The 14,689-nt window shown below is 71.7% G+C and carries 16 protein-coding genes and 1 pseudogene; 10 read left to right on the plus strand and 7 right to left on the minus strand.

Features of this window, described 5'->3' with window-relative positions:
- Window positions 1-28: 28 nt before the first annotated feature.
- The 3 genes from E1193_RS13625 to E1193_RS13635 form a co-directional block, all read right to left on the minus strand.
- Window positions 29-379: a globin gene (locus E1193_RS13625; RefSeq protein WP_243707585.1), complete on the minus strand. Its 351-nt coding sequence runs from the start codon at window positions 377-379 to the stop codon at window positions 29-31.
- A gap of 32 nt (window positions 380-411) precedes the next feature.
- Window positions 412-1,743 carry an AAA domain-containing protein gene (locus E1193_RS13630; protein WP_132183561.1) on the minus strand — a complete coding sequence of 444 codons (1,332 nt, stop codon included), beginning with the start codon at window positions 1,741-1,743 and terminating at the stop codon, window positions 412-414.
- 237 nt (window positions 1,744-1,980) lie between these two features.
- Window positions 1,981-4,365 (minus strand): acylase, encoded by a 2,385-nt coding sequence (locus tag E1193_RS13635; RefSeq protein ID WP_132183562.1) that lies wholly within the window; start codon window positions 4,363-4,365, stop codon window positions 1,981-1,983.
- Between the two features lie 167 nt (window positions 4,366-4,532).
- On the opposite strand from E1193_RS13635, the gene E1193_RS13640 reads away from it, so the two are divergent.
- The 6 genes and pseudogenes from E1193_RS13640 (at window position 4,533) to E1193_RS13665 (ending at window position 8,856) form a co-directional block, all read left to right on the plus strand.
- Entirely contained in the window at window positions 4,533-4,967 is a 435-nt protein-coding gene (locus tag E1193_RS13640) for a VOC family protein (RefSeq protein WP_132183563.1), read from the plus strand.
- Window positions 4,968-5,242: 275 nt separating this feature from the next.
- Window positions 5,243-5,458: pseudogene (locus tag E1193_RS13645) on the plus strand (hypothetical protein); the annotation flags it as partial.
- An 85-nt stretch (window positions 5,459-5,543) separates the two neighbouring features.
- Window positions 5,544-5,912: a VOC family protein gene (locus E1193_RS13650; RefSeq protein WP_132183564.1), complete on the plus strand. Its 369-nt coding sequence runs from the start codon at window positions 5,544-5,546 to the stop codon at window positions 5,910-5,912.
- 113 nt (window positions 5,913-6,025) lie between these two features.
- On the plus strand, window positions 6,026-7,171 hold the full coding sequence (locus tag E1193_RS13655) for a PucR family transcriptional regulator (RefSeq protein WP_132183565.1): 1,146 nt from the start codon (window positions 6,026-6,028) through the stop codon (window positions 7,169-7,171).
- A gap of 87 nt (window positions 7,172-7,258) precedes the next feature.
- Window positions 7,259-8,038, plus strand: a complete 780-nt coding sequence (locus tag E1193_RS13660) for a hypothetical protein (protein WP_132183566.1) — start codon at window positions 7,259-7,261, stop codon at window positions 8,036-8,038.
- A gap of 8 nt (window positions 8,039-8,046) precedes the next feature.
- Window positions 8,047-8,856 carry a citrate lyase subunit alpha gene (locus E1193_RS13665; RefSeq protein ID WP_165945728.1) on the plus strand — a complete coding sequence of 270 codons (810 nt, stop codon included), beginning with the start codon at window positions 8,047-8,049 and terminating at the stop codon, window positions 8,854-8,856.
- A 111-nt stretch (window positions 8,857-8,967) separates the two neighbouring features.
- Here the strand turns inward: E1193_RS13665 and E1193_RS13670 are convergent, their stop codons facing one another.
- Window positions 8,968-10,113 carry an aminoglycoside phosphotransferase family protein gene (locus E1193_RS13670; protein WP_132183568.1) on the minus strand — a complete coding sequence of 382 codons (1,146 nt, stop codon included), beginning with the start codon at window positions 10,111-10,113 and terminating at the stop codon, window positions 8,968-8,970.
- Between the two features lie 168 nt (window positions 10,114-10,281).
- Between E1193_RS13670 and E1193_RS13675 the strand changes: the two genes are divergently transcribed.
- On the plus strand, window positions 10,282-10,830 hold the full coding sequence (locus E1193_RS13675) for a hypothetical protein (protein ID WP_132183569.1): 549 nt from the start codon (window positions 10,282-10,284) through the stop codon (window positions 10,828-10,830).
- Window positions 10,831-10,870: 40 nt separating this feature from the next.
- On the opposite strand, the gene E1193_RS13680 is transcribed toward E1193_RS13675, so the two are convergent.
- Together E1193_RS13680 and E1193_RS13685 are read right to left on the minus strand one after the other, a co-directional pair.
- Complete coding sequence (locus E1193_RS13680; RefSeq protein WP_132183570.1) at window positions 10,871-11,104, minus strand: flavin reductase; 234 nt, start codon at window positions 11,102-11,104, stop codon at window positions 10,871-10,873.
- Window positions 11,101-11,397: a hypothetical protein gene (locus E1193_RS13685; RefSeq protein WP_132183571.1), complete on the minus strand. Its 297-nt coding sequence runs from the start codon at window positions 11,395-11,397 to the stop codon at window positions 11,101-11,103. Before E1193_RS13685 ends, E1193_RS13680 begins: the two co-directional genes overlap by 4 nt.
- Before the next feature lie 384 nt (window positions 11,398-11,781).
- Between E1193_RS13685 and E1193_RS13690 the strand changes: the two genes are divergently transcribed.
- Window positions 11,782-12,549: a DUF5753 domain-containing protein gene (locus tag E1193_RS13690; protein WP_132183572.1), complete on the plus strand. Its 768-nt coding sequence runs from the start codon at window positions 11,782-11,784 to the stop codon at window positions 12,547-12,549.
- Entirely contained in the window at window positions 12,546-12,731 is a 186-nt protein-coding gene (locus E1193_RS13695; protein WP_132183577.1) for a DUF397 domain-containing protein, read from the plus strand. The genes E1193_RS13690 and E1193_RS13695 overlap by 4 nt, the downstream gene beginning before the upstream one ends.
- A gap of 168 nt (window positions 12,732-12,899) precedes the next feature.
- On the opposite strand, the gene E1193_RS13700 is transcribed toward E1193_RS13695, so the two are convergent.
- A complete protein-coding gene (locus E1193_RS13700; RefSeq protein ID WP_132183573.1) occupies window positions 12,900-13,907 on the minus strand; it encodes an aldo/keto reductase in 1,008 nt (335 codons plus the stop codon).
- A 179-nt stretch (window positions 13,908-14,086) separates the two neighbouring features.
- Here E1193_RS13700 and E1193_RS13705 point away from each other — a divergent pair, with 179 nt between their 5' ends.
- A complete protein-coding gene (locus E1193_RS13705) occupies window positions 14,087-14,536 on the plus strand; it encodes a VOC family protein (RefSeq protein WP_132183574.1) in 450 nt (149 codons plus the stop codon).
- Window positions 14,537-14,689 lie beyond the last annotated feature (153 nt).

Genomic DNA, 14,689 nt, shown 5'->3' on the forward strand with positions numbered 1-14,689 from the left:
GTCGACGGCGGCGTGCCCGGGAAGACTGTCATCCGCGCACCTCCCGTTGCGCTCGCATGATGGTGTCGACCGGCAGGTCCAGCGCCCAGAGCACCGCGGCGAGGTAGTCCAGGACCCGCCACTGCTGCTCCTCGGAGAGGCCGAGCCGGCACCAGACGCCCCCGGCCGCAGGCCCGCCGACCGGGCCGCCCAGCACCGACGTGAGTTGGGCGGCGAGACAGGCGGCGAGCCGTGGGCGGTCGATCCCGAGCAGGTACGGGGCCAGCTCGGCGTCGGCGGCGACGAGTCGCAGCCAGCGGTTGACGGCACCGCGTACGCCGGCTGGGCCGAGCCAGTCAAAGGAATTGCGAGGGCAGGTGACCAGCTCCGTTGTCCGCACGCCGACGAATACGGCGATCGGCGGTGATCAGTTCAGCACGGCCCGTCGCGAACCTGTCTCCCGCCCAGGTGGCCCAGCATGGTGTGGTTGGCGGCCCAGCCGTCCGGAAATCTGACCGGCACGTCCAGGTGCACCGTCTCCGTCGACGGGTGCGCGTCCAGCAGCTCTGCGATTCCGGCTCGGGCCACCACCACACACGCGTGCCGGTGCCGGGACGTCAGCACGCACAACCGCCCCGACTCCAGGTGGAACGCGGTCGCGTCCCGCCGCCCGGACAGCGGGTGCAGCACGATCGTCACGTCGTACTCGCGGCCCTGGAGCCGGTTGGCGGTGTCGACGGTGACGCCCGCCCCGGCCGCGCCCAGCCGGGCGCGGATCACCGCGACCTGGTCCCGGTGCGCGGCCCCGACGGCGATCCGGTCCGCGGTGACCGGCGCGCCGGCCGGGGAGTGCTCGCTGACCGCGACCGCGCCCCGGCGCAGCACCCGCAGGGCCAGCTCCGCGCACGCCGACGCGGCCTCCGCATCGGTACGCACGGTGTGCCGGGCCGGCAGTTCGTGCAACGCCCACCCGGTCGCGGCGGCGGCCTCCACCGCCGCGTCCACCGCGTCACCCGGACCGGGCTCGGTGAACGTCAACACCCGGTCGTCCGGGCCGGTGCCGGCCCGAAACCCGGTGAACGGGTAGAACGCCTCCGCCACCACCGGCGCGGCCGACGCCGGCAGCCGCCACGACACCGGCAGCCGGTGCACCGGCAACTCCGGGTTGTGCCGCAGCAGCACCGCCACCGCCGCCTGTGTCGGATCCCAGGTCAGGCCCGTCCAGCGCGCGGTCTCGACCGTGGAGAACGGATCCAGCTGGCCGGGGTCACCCACGAACAGCGCGCGGTCGAACCTGCCGGCCACGCGCAGCAGGGCGTCCGAGCGCATCTGGTACGCCTCGTCGACGATCGCCCACGGCCAGCAGCCCTCGGTGACCGTGGCCCACTTGGCGGCCGTACCGATGGCCACCGCCGGACCGCCGAGGTCGGCGACCCTGGCGGCGACCCGGACGTTCTCGTGCCCCCTGATCCGCTCGGACGGCTGGTGGTCGGCGGCTGACAGCCGGCCGACGCGCAGCTCGGGGGCCTTGCCGACGAGCCGGTCGATCAGGTCGTCGACCTGCTCGTTGGTCTGCGCCACGATCATCAGCGGCTCACCGGCGGCGGCCAACTCGACGGCGGCGCGGACGACGAGGGTCGACTTGCCGGCGCCCGGGGGCGAGTCGACGACCACGCCCCGGTGCCGGCCGGAGCGCAGGTCGGCCAGGACGGCCGTGATGACGCGTTCCGCCTCGACGGCGGGCGGCACCGCCAAACCGTGCATCGGCTCCCCTCCCCCAGGCGTCCCACGACACTACCGGGCGACGACGATCCACCCCGCCTCTTCACCTCGGCGCATATCACCACGGCGTGCGAACGGCTGGAGTCCGTGGGTCTGCTGGCGAGGATGGCAGCGACCTCGACCTGAGCACGCGAGGCATGACGACCAGGTCGACATCTCGTGCGGTTCCGGCCCGTGGCTGACCGTCACGGGCCGGAACGAGCATGACGTCGCGCAGGGTCAGCGGCGGCGCTCCCCCACCCGGTACGTCACCAGGTTCGGGTCCGCCGTGAGCTGCTTCTCGGTGAACTTGATCGTGTCGAAGCCCTTGCCGGAATAGAGCCGGGTCTGGTCGGCGTACCAGGGTGAGTTCGGGTTGGCCGACTGCGAGTAGGTCAGCAACTGCCGGCCCGACGGCCCGTTCCGGCCCAGCTCGACGGCCATCAGGAACGACGTGCCGTGCCGCACCTTCGGGTACCCGACGCCGGGTTCCAGCGGGTCGATGATCATGTTGAACACGCCGGCCTCGGGACGTCCGCCGTGGATGGGGATACGTTCGTCGCCGCGCGGCTCGGTCTGCAGGTCACCGAGGCGGGCGTCGAGCGGAATCCCGGCGAGTTTGCGGACGGCGTCGGCCAACGCGGTGGGGACCTTGGGGTCGCCGACGGCGAGCCGGCGCGGAGTGGTGACCGGGGCGACGGGGTCGAACGGGTCGGCGAAGCGCAGGCCGCCAGCGAGAGCGAACTCGCGGAACAGATGCGCGCCCTGGCTGTCCAGGTCGACGCGCAGATTCCAGCCGCGCAGGGCGGCGCAGGCGGCGGCCAGGTCGACCGGCGTGCCGTCGGAGGCGGTGGCGGCCGGGTTCGCCTCGCAGAGGCGGACCAGGTCGTCGCGGACCAGTTCGCCGCCGTACGCCCGGTTGCCGAGGGTGACCTGCCACAGGTTGCCGGTGGTGAAGCCGGTGCCGGGCAGCCCGTCGGTGCCGGCGGCGCGCTGCTCGACCTGGCGCAGGCCGAGCCGGGTGCGCAGGCTGCGCTCGGTCCGCTCGTCGCCGATGATGCGCGGGAAGCCCTCCAGCGGCTGCCCCGGGTTGGCCAGCCAGTAGCTGTCGTTGGAGTTGGTCACGTAATCGGAGCTGACCAGGGTCGGCAAGCGCGCCGGGCCGAGGATGCCGGGCAGGGCAGCGTCCGGATCCCTGCCCAGCGCGCACGTCGACCGCGAGCCGTCGAGGACAGCCTGGCCGCTGGTTACGTACAGCTCACGAAAGGAAGCGGGGATGCACGCCGCCGCGAGGGCGTCGGTGACCCGGGGCACGACGGAGTGGTCGGCGTACAGGGCGCTGCCCCGCTGGTCGGCGGCGATGACGTTGACCCAGGGCAGGAACTGGCGACGGTCCAGCACAGTACGCAGCTCGGCCACCGTTCGGGCACGTGCCATCGCCAGCCAGCCGTCCAGGGCACGGACGTTGGTGGCGTTGGGGTCGCTGATCGCGTACGCGGTGGTGGTGGTCCAGTCGAAGCGGCCCGGCACCACGACGACCGGACCGAAGTGGGTGTCGTAGCGGGTGCGGCTGACCGGCTTGGGGGCACCGGTCTCGTCGGGCACCTGCACGGTGACGGTGCGGGCGGTCATCTTCCGGGGCCGGCCGTCGTGCAGGTAGGCGGTCGGGTCGCCGGGCACCAGGGTCAGCCGGTGCCAGACGAAGCGGCGGGCGGTGGAGACGGTGTGGCTCCAGGCGATCCTGCCGTTGTGGCCGATCTGCACCAGCGGCTCGCCGATCAGCGACGCGCCTTCGACGTCGTACCGGCCGGGCACCTTGAGGCGCATGCGGTAAAACCGGTCGGCGCCGTTCCACGGGAAGTGCGGGTTGGCCAGCAGCATGCCGGTACCGCTGGCGGTGACCTCGCGGCCCAACCCGTACGCGTTGCTGCCCACCCCGGCGGGAGCGCCGTCGCGGGCGGCGACCACCGCTTCGGCCTGCGGGGCGTCCACCGGCACCATGGTCCCGTCCGGGCGGGGCGGGGTGGCGGCGGTGATGCCGTCGGCGAGCGCGCCGGAACCGGCCCGGACCATCCCCGTCCAGTGGGACCGCCACAGGTCCAGTTCGGTGATCGGACGCACCCAGGGCTTGCCGGCGCACGCCGGGTCGGTGATGTTCGCCGCGCCGGTGCGGCGCAGCCAGGCGTTGTAGCCGGCGGCGAAGCCGCGCATCTGGTCGCGGGCCTCGTCCGACGGCGACCGGATGCCGTCGCGGGGGCCGGTGAGCAGCCGCTCGACGACCCGGTCGTCGATGGCCGCCCGATGGAACAGGTCGCTGGTGACGTTGCGGGCGGCGCTGCCGAAGTGCTGGCTGCGCTGGGCGTTGACGGTCACCATCCGCTCGGCGATCAGGCAGATGTTGTCCTCCGCCTGGGCGTACCCGACGCCGTAGCCGAGGCTGGCGAAGTCGCGGGCGGTGATGTGCGGTACGCCGTACGAGGCGCGTTGGATGGTCGCCGCGTAGCCGCCGGCGTGCCGGTGGGCGGCGCCGGCCGGGTTGGCGACGACCAGCGCGGCGCCGAGTAGGCCCAGGGCGGTGGTGGCGGCTATGGTGCGCCGCCTGATCGAATCGCCGGGTGGTGGCATTGGAAGTCCTCCCCGTTACTTGGCTGTCCTTTCTCGACGGAAGGTAGGTGCCACGACGAGCCGGAACATCAGGGATGACCACCAGATGATCCCTTACAACGCTCCGGGCCGCGCCCGGCCTTTCGGGCCCGTGGAGACGGCGAACCACCCACCTCTATGGTGGACCGATGGCATCGGTCAAGCAGATCCAGGTCACCTTCGACTGCGCAGATCCCGAGCGCGTCGCTCGCTTCTGGTGCGAGGTGCTGGGGTACGTCGCACCGCCGCCGCCGGAGGGTTTTGCCACCTGGGACGATTTCAATCGCACCCTGCCGCCCGAGCAGGCGGGTTCATGGTTCGTATGCAGCGATCCCACCGGTGCGGGCCCGCGCCTGTACTTCCAGCGCGTTCCGGAAGGCAAGGTCGTCAAGAACCGGCTGCATCTCGATGTGCGGGTCGGCACAGGGCTCGTGGGTGAGGAGCGCCTGGCCGTGCTTGAGGCCGAATGCGCCCGGCTGGTCGCGCTCGGCGCGGTACGCGTGCGACTGCTGCCTGCCGACGAGAAGAACGAGTCGTGCCTCGTGATGCAGGACGTCGAGGGCAACGAGTTCTGCCTCGACTGAGCCGGGTGCCGGCCAGCATCGCCGGCGGCCCGCAGACCAGTTCTCGTCCTCACCAAGCCGATCTCCCGGCCACGACCCAAGGTCAGACTCCCACGTCGCTCAATGGCGGTACGTCAGGTTTCAGTGGTCTACCGGCAGCTGTCGACGAGGGGACTCTGAGTGTGTCCGGAGCAGTTTGCCGTTGGTTGCGCGACGTCAGCTTCCCAGCTGCGTACCGCGGTCGAGGAAACCGCAGTTAGTTCGGGCTGCGCCGGCAGAAACACGGTGGGGACACCCGGTACATCCACCACGCCTCACGCGGCTCGACGGTGCACCTGTTCGTGCGGGAGACGCGGATCCCGGACCGGGACCTGGGCGCACCGGCCCACCTCTACGCCGGGCCGATGACGTACCGAAAGCACAGCGGGGACCGCCCGATGCGCATCGTGTGGGAGCTGGCGTATCCGCTGCCGGCGGACCTGTACGCCGCTGCCCGGGCCATCGCCGCCTGACGGCACGCCACGTGGACTGATTCGGCGTTGGGTGTCACAACCGGGTCGTAGCCTGCCCCTGTCACATGGACGAAGGAGATCATCCGTGCTCGACCACCTGGGCATTCAGGTTCGCGACGTGCCTGCCAGCCGCGCCTTCTACGACACCGTCCTGGCCCCGCTGGGCGCTCGCCGGATGCTGGAGTTCGGCGAGGTGCTCGGCTACGGCGTAGACCGGCCCGACTTCTGGATCAGCCCGGTGACCGGTGACGGCGAGGGGCACGAGACGCACATCGCCTTCACCGCGTCGAGCCGCGCCGCCGTCCAGGCGTTCCACGACGCCGCGGTGGCCGCAGGCGCGGAGGTGCTGCACGCGCCCCGGGTCTGGCCGGAGTACCACCCGGCGTACTACGGCGCGTTCGTCCGCGACCCGGACGGCAACAACGTCGAGGCGGTCTGCCACGCCCCGGAGTAGGGGTGCTGGCAGGACGTGTCACCACAGGGTGCATCTGTTACGGTCGATACCGGAGAGCGACCCATCCGTAACCGTCGCTGTGCTTCGATGCGCGTTCGACGGGGAGGAGCCGGATGAGTGCACTGTTCGACGCCCTGCGCGAACGGGTGGAGGTCAACGCCCGGCAGGCGGTCGAGACGTTCACCAGCGAGGTCGGCGAATACCAGGCCATGCGGCCGGGTTCCGACGAGCGCATCGGCATGTACGACTTCGCGGTCTTCATCCGACGCCGCTCGCTCGACCTCGCCGCGGCCGAGTTGCCGCTGAGCGAGGCCGACCTGGCCGGCATCGCCGCGGTGGGCCGGCAGCGGGCGGAGATCGGCCTGTCCATGCCGTCGCAGCAGCAGGTGCTCGGTCTGCACACCGCGATGATGGTGCGCGAGGTGCACGATCTGGCCCGCCCCGAGGACGTCACCGACCTGCTGCGTATTGTCGGCTGGCTCGGCGCCCAGGGCGTCCCCGCGCGTAGCGCCTACCTGCGCGGTTACACCCGGGGCATGGGCACCGCACGGATGTTGTCGACACGGCTGGAGATCCTGGCTCGGGCGCTGCTCGCTGACGAGCCGGTGGAGCCGTTCGTCGCCGACCTGCGCCTTGCCGGGCAGTACCACCTCACGGTTCTGAGGACGGCGCGGCCGGTGACCGCGGAGGCGCAGGCCGAGGTGGTCGCCGCGTTCACCGCCGACCGGATCCCGGTGACCTGGCTCGCCGCCGACGAGCTCGCCGTGCTCACCCCCGGCAACGAGTCACCAACAAGGATCCTTCAGCGGGTACGGACCGCGGCGGCACTGACCGGGCAGCCCTGCCGCATCGGCGCTGCGCAGGGCGCGGTGGGTGGGCTGGCCGAGACGCTCGCCTGGGCGCGGGAGGCGAGCCGGGTGGCGCCGCCGCAGGAGCGTCCGGACCGGCTGCCCGGCATCACCGACCTGTTCGTGGAGATGGCAGTCGCGCGTGCCCCGGCGGTCGACGGGTGGCTACGCAGCTATGCCAGGGCGCTCGCTTCCGGCCCGGACCTGGTGGCGACGTTGTGTGCCTACTACGCCCACGACATGAACCGCACGAGCACCGCCACCGCGCTGCACATCCACCCCCGCACGTTGGACTATCGGCTGCGCCGCGTGCGCGAGGTGACCGGCATCGACCCCAGCTCGACCGCCGGCGTGCGGCTGCTGAGTGCGACGGTAGCGCGGACGCTCGCCGTGGACCACTACGCGGACTGACAAACGTCACTGGGAAATTGCTCACGGCTCACGAAGACGCGCACCCTTCGGCACCGACAGACTCCCGGCAAGACGAAGGGAGCAGATGTGCGACGAAGACTGGTACGCGGCCTGATCGCGACGCTGTTGGCGGTTGGGGTCGCGGTGCCCAGCAGCGTTCAGCCGGCCCGGGCGCAGGACATCAGCGGCCCGGTCATCACCCTTGTGTTCACCGCCCTGAAGATCTCCCGCGAAGGCCTGTCCGCGGATCAAATCGAGGCGCTGGTCCGTGAGGTGGTCGGCCTGGTCGGGCAGGCTCGGAACGAGGTCATCAGCCACATCGACGGGCACGTCGCCGCCCGGGCGCTGGGCGAAATGGACGGATTCGCCATCGAGTACGCCAACTATGAACAGTTCCGCCACGACCGACGGTGGGTGCGGAACCTCGCCAGCAGGATCATCACGTCCGCCTCGGTCGACAAGAGAGAGCTGGACGCCACCCAGGACGACAAGGCCGCCGACGCCATCGGTCACGCCCTCAACGTCAAGTACGCGATGGCGGAAACGGCCGCCAGAGACGCCGGGTACACCCCGGAGTCCAGAAAACTGCTCCGCCAGCGGTACATCGAGGCCAACGAAAAGATCGTGCAGAGGCTGGAGCCGAAGTGCGAGCCGACCTGGACTGAGAACGACGCCTACTGGTACTCGAAGACCTGGCTGTGTACGGCGGCCAATGGTGAGACGGCCACAGCCACGGAGGCTCTCAACAAAGTGACCGGCCAATGGACAAGGCCGCAGGTCAATGTGGAGGACCTCAAGCTCGCAGCCGCGGTCAACTCCAGCTGGAAAGTAGCCAAGACGACCCTGCCCACGTTGAAGCAGCCATAGGAGTCCCAGTGAGAACACGACTGTTGAACAGCCTGGCCGCCGCCAGCCTGGCGGTGTCGATCGCGGTGGCGGGCACCGGTGTGCCGGCCCAGGCCGCCGCGACCACCAGCGAGACCAAGCGCCCGACCGAAACCGCCGCTCAGGCGTTCGCCATCGACTGGGTGAGCATGGGCATCGCCGTGGCCGGCTACCTGCTCGGAGGCGGGGGCGGGGGCGCCAACCTCGACGCCGCGATCCGCGAGATCAAGACGGCCATCGCGCAGAGCAGGACCGAGATCATCGCGCAGATCGACGCCATCGCCGCCGCCGAGGTGGAAGGCTGCCTCGAAGCCCACACCATCGAGTTCCTCAACATCGACTTCATGGACGAGTACACGCTGCGGGCGTGGGCCCAGAACGCCACGAGCTGCGCCACCCAGGCCAGCGCGTTCGCGAACGCGGTGCAGAGCCCGCAGTCGGTCGACAAGATCGGCTTCGTCATCGGCCCGATCTTCGCCATCGTTCTCGCGGCCCGTGCCCAGGCCGGTTTCGTCAACGGCACCGACCTCGTCCTCCGGAGCCAGATCCGCGCCTACGAAGCGGTCGTCGCCAAGCTCACGCCGACCGACTGTGTGAAGAAGCGCGCCCGCGACCCCGGCTACCCGGTCGACAAGTGGTGGGAGTGCACCGCCTACAACGGTGACAAGGGCAGCTCCGACTGGGTCACCGGGAACCTGCGCGAACCCGACCGCACCCAGGCCGAGGACCGCGCCACCAGGAATACCAGCCGCCCCACCGCCAAGACCGCCCTGCCTCAGCTCCGCGCCCTGGGAGTCTGAGCCACCACCGGGCCGCACGGCCGCCCACCGGCGCCGTGCGGCCCGGTCTCGTTCTGTCAGGCGGTGCCGGGAGCCGGGATGACACGCGCAAGCCGCCGGCCCCGACAGGTGTCAGGCGCTCGCCGCGGCTGCCGCCAGGCAGCGCGGCACGTCGTCGGCGTGGTAGATCCGCTCGCTCGGCTCGATGTTGGCGAGGAACATCGCGTACACCGCTGCCATCCGCAGCGCCGCGACCGGCCGAAGCAGCCGCACGGCCCGCTGCGGGTCGCAGCCCGCTACGCTCGCCTGCCATCGCGCGCACCAGGCCGCGACCAGCGGGTCGGCGGTGTCGGGGGCGAGCCCTTCGGTCAGCCGGAGGATGTCGAACGCCGGGTGCCCGACGAACGCGTCCCCCCAGTCGATGATCACCCGCCGGTGGCCGTCGCCGCGCACGTTGCCCGGGTGCAGGTCACCGTGGACGAGGACGTCCGGCAGCCCGCACCGGGCCACCTCCGCCAGCCGCTCCGCCAGACCGTCGAGGGGCGCATCCGGCGGGAGGTTGGCGCGGATCCACCGGTCGAGTGCCGGCCCGCGCAGGTCCGGCACCCCGTCCGCGACGAGGTCGTCGACGGCCGGCAGTGTGCTTACCTGAAGGTCGTGCTGGTTGGCGGCGATCGCCGCGCGTTCGGCGGCGTCGGCGCCGTAGCGGTCCTCGCCCGGCACGTGGTCGAGCAGCATCCGCCCGGTGCTGCCGTCGGCGGCGAGCAACACGGGTACGCAACCGGGGGCGAGCAGGTTGAGGTGGCGCAGCACCGCCGCCTCGTGCCGGAAGAAGCCGGGCACCTGCTTGAGCCAGGCCCCGCCGTGCGGTCCGTCGAGCCGCCAGATCGCCGACAGGTTCCAGGTGCGCCGCTGCGTCACCTCGGTGGCGGGCCGACCGAGGTGGTCGAGGACGCTACGGGCCCAGCCGACGCTGGCGGCCGGGCCGCCGGGCTCGGCGTAGGGGGCGCGCAGCGGGTGCCCGGTGAGGTCCACCGACACCGGACGCAGCGCGACGGCGGGGGGCCCGGCGACCTCGGCCAGGTAGGTGACCTGCCCGCCGGCACCGGGTCTGTCGCTCTCGCCGGTGAGCAGCCGCAACACGACCACGTCGACGGGCGCGCCCCGGACCACCGGCTCGGCCTCCTGCCACCACGGGCTCTCCACCTGATACGACGGCAGCGCCCCGAGGGGTCGGCCGGTGGGGTCGACCAGGACGAGGGTCACGGTACGGGTCACGACCACCGACGGTAGTGCTGGGGCCGCGGGTTTGGCGACGGGTTATCGGAGCGGGCGTGCGACAGGCCGCAAAGAACGAAGCCGGTTGTTCGGGCTCCGGGTGTCCTCAGGGGACGGGTCGGGCGTAACCCGGATGACCCGTCGCCCCCGCGCCGCCAAGCTGGGTCAATGACCGTCATCGACCGCCGGGACACCGCCTCACTGCGCCTGCCCGCGCTCGCCGCCCCACTGCTTCTGCTCGTCTACGCGCTGTTCCGCGTGGCCGATGGCCTCGACGGCGACCGGGGCAACGGCTGGGCGTGGGACGTCGGCCACGTCGCGTTCGGCCTCGGCATCCTCTGCTTCGCCGTGCTCGCGGTGAGGCTGCGCGGCGTACTCCTGCCGGCCGGCCTGCGGGCGATGCTGGAGACCGCGGCGGCGGCCACCCTGCTCGGGGCCGCCGGCTTCCTCTGGGTGATCGGGTACGACCTCTTCCCCGGCCTGGAGGAGGTGGCGGTGATCCCCGGTCCGGTGTTCGTCCTGGGACCGGTCCTGTTCGAGCTGGGCCTGCTGGCACTGCTGGTACGGGCGGTCGTGGTACGGCCGCGGTTGCTGCCGGCCTGGAGCCCGGCGCTGGTGCTGGTCGGGTTCGTGGCGATCGCGGTCAACCTGGATCTGCTGCCACTCGGAGCGACGCTGGTGCTGGTGGGGTTACTGCCGCTCGCCCGCCGCCGCTGACCGACTCTACGTCCGGACTCGCACTCCTCGGTGCTCGCGCTCAGACGTGAGGGCTGGCCCAGGTCAGGAAGCGGTGGGTCAGGTTCGGTTCACGGCCGCCGCCGAGGTCGGTCAGGTCGCCGTGGGCCAGCTCGCGCAGCACCTCAAGGTACGCGACCAACTCCGACCGGTCGGCGAAGCGCGCCAACAGCCCCAGCCGGGCCGCGCCACACGGCCACGGATGCGCGTCCACCCGACACAACCAGGTCGGACGCAACGGGGTGTGCGCGCTCACCCGGCCACCACCGTTCGAGCCGGCGGGCGGCGTGGCCGGGTCAGGCGTGCCGACATGTTCAACCACCGGACTCCCGCCAGCCGCACGTACAGGGTCCGGCGGCGGGTCGCCTCACCCTTCGCCCCGACCTCGTACCCGTCGAGCCAGAGCCATCCGTCGTAGGTATGCCAGTCGTCGAGGCGGCGGATCACCCGCACCGTGAGCGGGCGAACGAACTGCGGGGACGCCTCGCGCCCGAGCAGCAACACGTCCCCGGCGACGACCTGCGGGCCGTCCTGTGGCGCGCCGCTCACCACGCCGATCTCCCGTTGCGCCCCCGGCCCCGGTGCGACGCGGGCACCACGTCCATCACCCGGCCCGGCCCTCGAAACGGCGGCACCAGCGGACCAAGCGGCCCGGGGACGACCGGTCCCGGGACGATCGGACGCGCGGGCGGATCGTTCGTCGGCTGTGGCCTCGGCGCGGGCTTCGGTTGTTCCTTCGGCATGTTCCCTCCTTGGTCGGCGGTCTGGGGACGGCCCCGTCGTTGGTCCGGGGCGTCCCGACGGCCGCGGGCACCCGGTGTCTCCGCCACCGGCCGCCCGCCCTGATCCCGACATTGCCAAGGGTTGCGGACCGACAACACAGCGTTACGCTATGCACTCCGGATGTTCGGGACGTTCCAGGGAGGACGAGGCATGAATCAGGCGGTCAAGACGGCGATGGTCGAGGCGGGCCAGACCGCCGAGAGCCTCGCCGCTCAGGTCGGCGTCGATCCGAAGACGGCGGCGCGCTGGGTGAGCCACGGACGGATCCCGCAGACCCGGCACCGCTCCGACGTCGCGCGAATTCTGGGCAAGGATGTCGCCGAGCTGTGGCCGGACGTCCTCAAGCGCCGGGAACCGGCGTGGTTCCGGCTGTGGGCCGACATCGAGCGGGAGGCGGTCGCGCTGCGCTGGTTCGAGCTGGCCTGGGTGCCGGGCCTACTGCAGACCCCGGCGTACGCGCGGGCGACGCTGGCCGGCGAGGCACTGACCGCCGAGGAGGTCGACCACCTCGCGACGGCGCGGATCAAGCGGCAGGCGATCCTGCGCCGCGACCACCCCCCACTGCTGGTCACCGTCGTCGACGAGGCGGTCCTGCGGCGGTCGCTGCGGGGGCGGCCCGACCTGATGCGGGAGCAGTGCGAGCACCTGGTCGCGTGCACCGACCTGCCCACGGTGCAGATCCACGTCGTGCCGCAGGACACCGGCATGTACCCCGGCCTGGGCGGGCCGTTCATCATCGCCGAGATGGAGGACGGCACGCGGTACGCCCATGTCGACGGTCAGGTCAAGGCGCAGATCATCGACCAGCGGTCGGAAATTGCTACCCTCGAACGACGCTGGGCGCGCATCGTGGGGGAGGCTCTTCCCCGGGCCCAGTCCCTCGACCTCATCAGGAAAGCGGCGACGTCATGGACCTGACCGGCGCACGGTGGCGCAAGAGCACCAAGAGCGGCAACAACGGTGGAGCGTGTGTAGAGGTCGCCGACAACCTCCCGGGCACGGTCCTCGTCCGCGACACAAAGGACCGTGACGGCGGGACTTTGGTCCTCACCCCCGAGGCGTGGCGCGGCTTCGTCGCCTTCGCGAAGACCTCGCGCTAACCCATCGGCCCCGGGTCCGCACACAGACGAGGTGATCCGGAGGCACAGGGCATCGCCCGGCACACGTTCTCGTCGACGACGACATGTGCGCGTGGGCGATGCCCCGGGAGTCGTCCGACTCCCATTGGCCCGGCCGACGGCGCGGGCCAGCGACTGCGTACCCCGCGGTCAGGCGCCCGCGGAGTCGAGCCGGGCCAGCTGCTCGTCGCTCAGCTTGACGTCGAGGGCCGGCAGCGCCGCCTCCAGCTGCTCCGGCGTACGCGGCCCGATCAACGGCACGACGGTCGGCGAGTGACGCAGCAGCCAGGCGAGGACAACCTGGCCCGGCGCAGCTCTCACCTCAGCCGCCACCTGATTGAGCACAGCGAGGCGGGCGACGGTGTCCGGCCCCTCGTACGGCCGCATGATGTGGTGGCCGTTGCGCTTCGCCGGGTCGTCGTAGACGCCCTTGAGCAGCGGCGAGTACGCCACGAGCGTCAGGTCGTCGTGGGTGTTCAGGTAGTCGAGCTGCTCGTCGTCGACGATGGACACATCCGGCAGCCCCGGCCGGCGGCGCAGGTAGGAGTGCTGCTGCTGCAACGCCACCGGCGTCGGCCAGCCGTGCGCGGCGCAGAGCTGCCGGATCCGCTCCAGCCGCCAGGTGCGGACGTTCGACCATCCGATGTAGCGGGCCTTTCCGGCCTGCACAATCCCGGCGAGCGCCTCCAGGGTCTCCTCTAGCGGCGTGCTCCGGTCGTCGACGTGCACGTAGTACAGGTCCACGTGATCGGTGCCGAGCCGGCGGAGGCTGTCGTCGATCGCGCGGCGCAGCGTCTCCGCGCCGGCTCCTTCGAACCGGGTACGCGCGGCCTCCCAGTCCGGTTCGTCGCCGGCTCCCCACAGGCTGCCTGGATCTGTCACCTTCGCGCTGCCCTTGGTCGCGAGGAACACCTCGTCGCGCCGGCCGCTGCGGGCCAACCAGCGCCCCAGCAGCTCCTCGCTCTCCCCACCGTGGCTGCCCCTGCGCAGCCACCAGGCGTAGCAGTCGGCGGTGTCGAGAAAGGTGCCGCCGAGGCCGGTGAACCGGTCGAGCATCCGGAACGAATCGACCTCGTCGGTGAGCGTCCCCATCAGCATGCAGCCGAGTGCCAGCTGACTGACGTGTTCACCGGTACGGCCCAGCTCCACGGTATTCATCCGCACTTCCCCCTTCATCGGTACAGTGCGACCGTAGGAGCTGGAGCGCACTCCAGGTCAACCGGAACGTACCGAGAATCGGTGGCCAGCCCAACACCGCATCGGTGGTGCCGCCGCGACCGGCGTCCCCATCGGACCGGATCCCACCGGCTGACGCGGAACCGGTACGGTCCGAAGGCATGGAGCCACGGATCAGCCTGATCACCCTCGGCGTCACCGACCTCGCCCGCGCCCGCGCCTTCTACGAGCGGCTCGGCTGGCGCGGGCAGGAGGTCGAGGAGACGGTCTTCTTCCAGGCCGGTGGGCTCGCGCTCGTGCTGTGGGGGCGGGCGAAGCTGGCCGCCGACGCGGGCGTACCGGAGCGCGGACCGGGCGCTCTGACGCTGGCGCACAACGTTCGGTCCCGCGCCGAGGTCGACCAGATCATGGCCACCGCCGCGCAGGCCGGCGCGCGAATCACCCGCCCGGCCGCCGACACCTTCTACGGCGGGTACGCCGGCTGTTTCACCGACCCGGACGGTCATGTGTGGGAGATCGCCTGGAATCCGGGCTTCCCGCTGGCCGCCGACGGGACGCTGACCGTGCCCGATCTCACCGCCGGCCCGGACCCGTCGTCCCCGCCGGGCTGAGCCGCCGCGCTGGCGCACCCCCGAAGCTGCGGCGGCTCCCATCGCGGCATTTCGCGTTGTCCACGTCGGAAGACACCCCGAACTGGCGCAACCAGAGCGGATCACACGCCGGCGCGGACCGACCCAGCGTTCCCGCAGGCCCGAGCCCACCCG

The sequence above is a fragment of the Micromonospora sp. KC606 genome, from assembly GCF_004348675.1.
GTDB lineage: Bacteria > Actinomycetota > Actinomycetes > Mycobacteriales > Micromonosporaceae > Micromonospora.

Bases quoted from the DNA above. Each gene is read 5' to 3' on its own strand.
- E1193_RS13700 (WP_132183573.1), bottom strand. From the start codon at position 13,907: ATGAATACCGTGGAGCTGGGCCGTACCGGTGAACACGTCAGTCAGCTG.
- E1193_RS13640 (WP_132183563.1), top strand. From the start codon at position 4,533: ATGGCATCGGTCAAGCAGATCCAGGTCACCTTCGACTGCGCAGATCCC.
- E1193_RS13705 (WP_132183574.1), top strand. From the start codon at position 14,087: ATGGAGCCACGGATCAGCCTGATCACCCTCGGCGTCACCGACCTCGCC.
- E1193_RS13655 (WP_132183565.1), top strand. From the start codon at position 6,026: ATGAGTGCACTGTTCGACGCCCTGCGCGAACGGGTGGAGGTCAACGCC.
- E1193_RS13630 (WP_132183561.1), bottom strand. From the start codon at position 1,743: ATGCACGGTTTGGCGGTGCCGCCCGCCGTCGAGGCGGAACGCGTCATC.
- E1193_RS13675 (WP_132183569.1), top strand. From the start codon at position 10,282: ATGACCGTCATCGACCGCCGGGACACCGCCTCACTGCGCCTGCCCGCG.
- E1193_RS13690 (WP_132183572.1), top strand. From the start codon at position 11,782: ATGAATCAGGCGGTCAAGACGGCGATGGTCGAGGCGGGCCAGACCGCC.
- E1193_RS13635 (WP_132183562.1), bottom strand. From the start codon at position 4,365: ATGCCACCACCCGGCGATTCGATCAGGCGGCGCACCATAGCCGCCACC.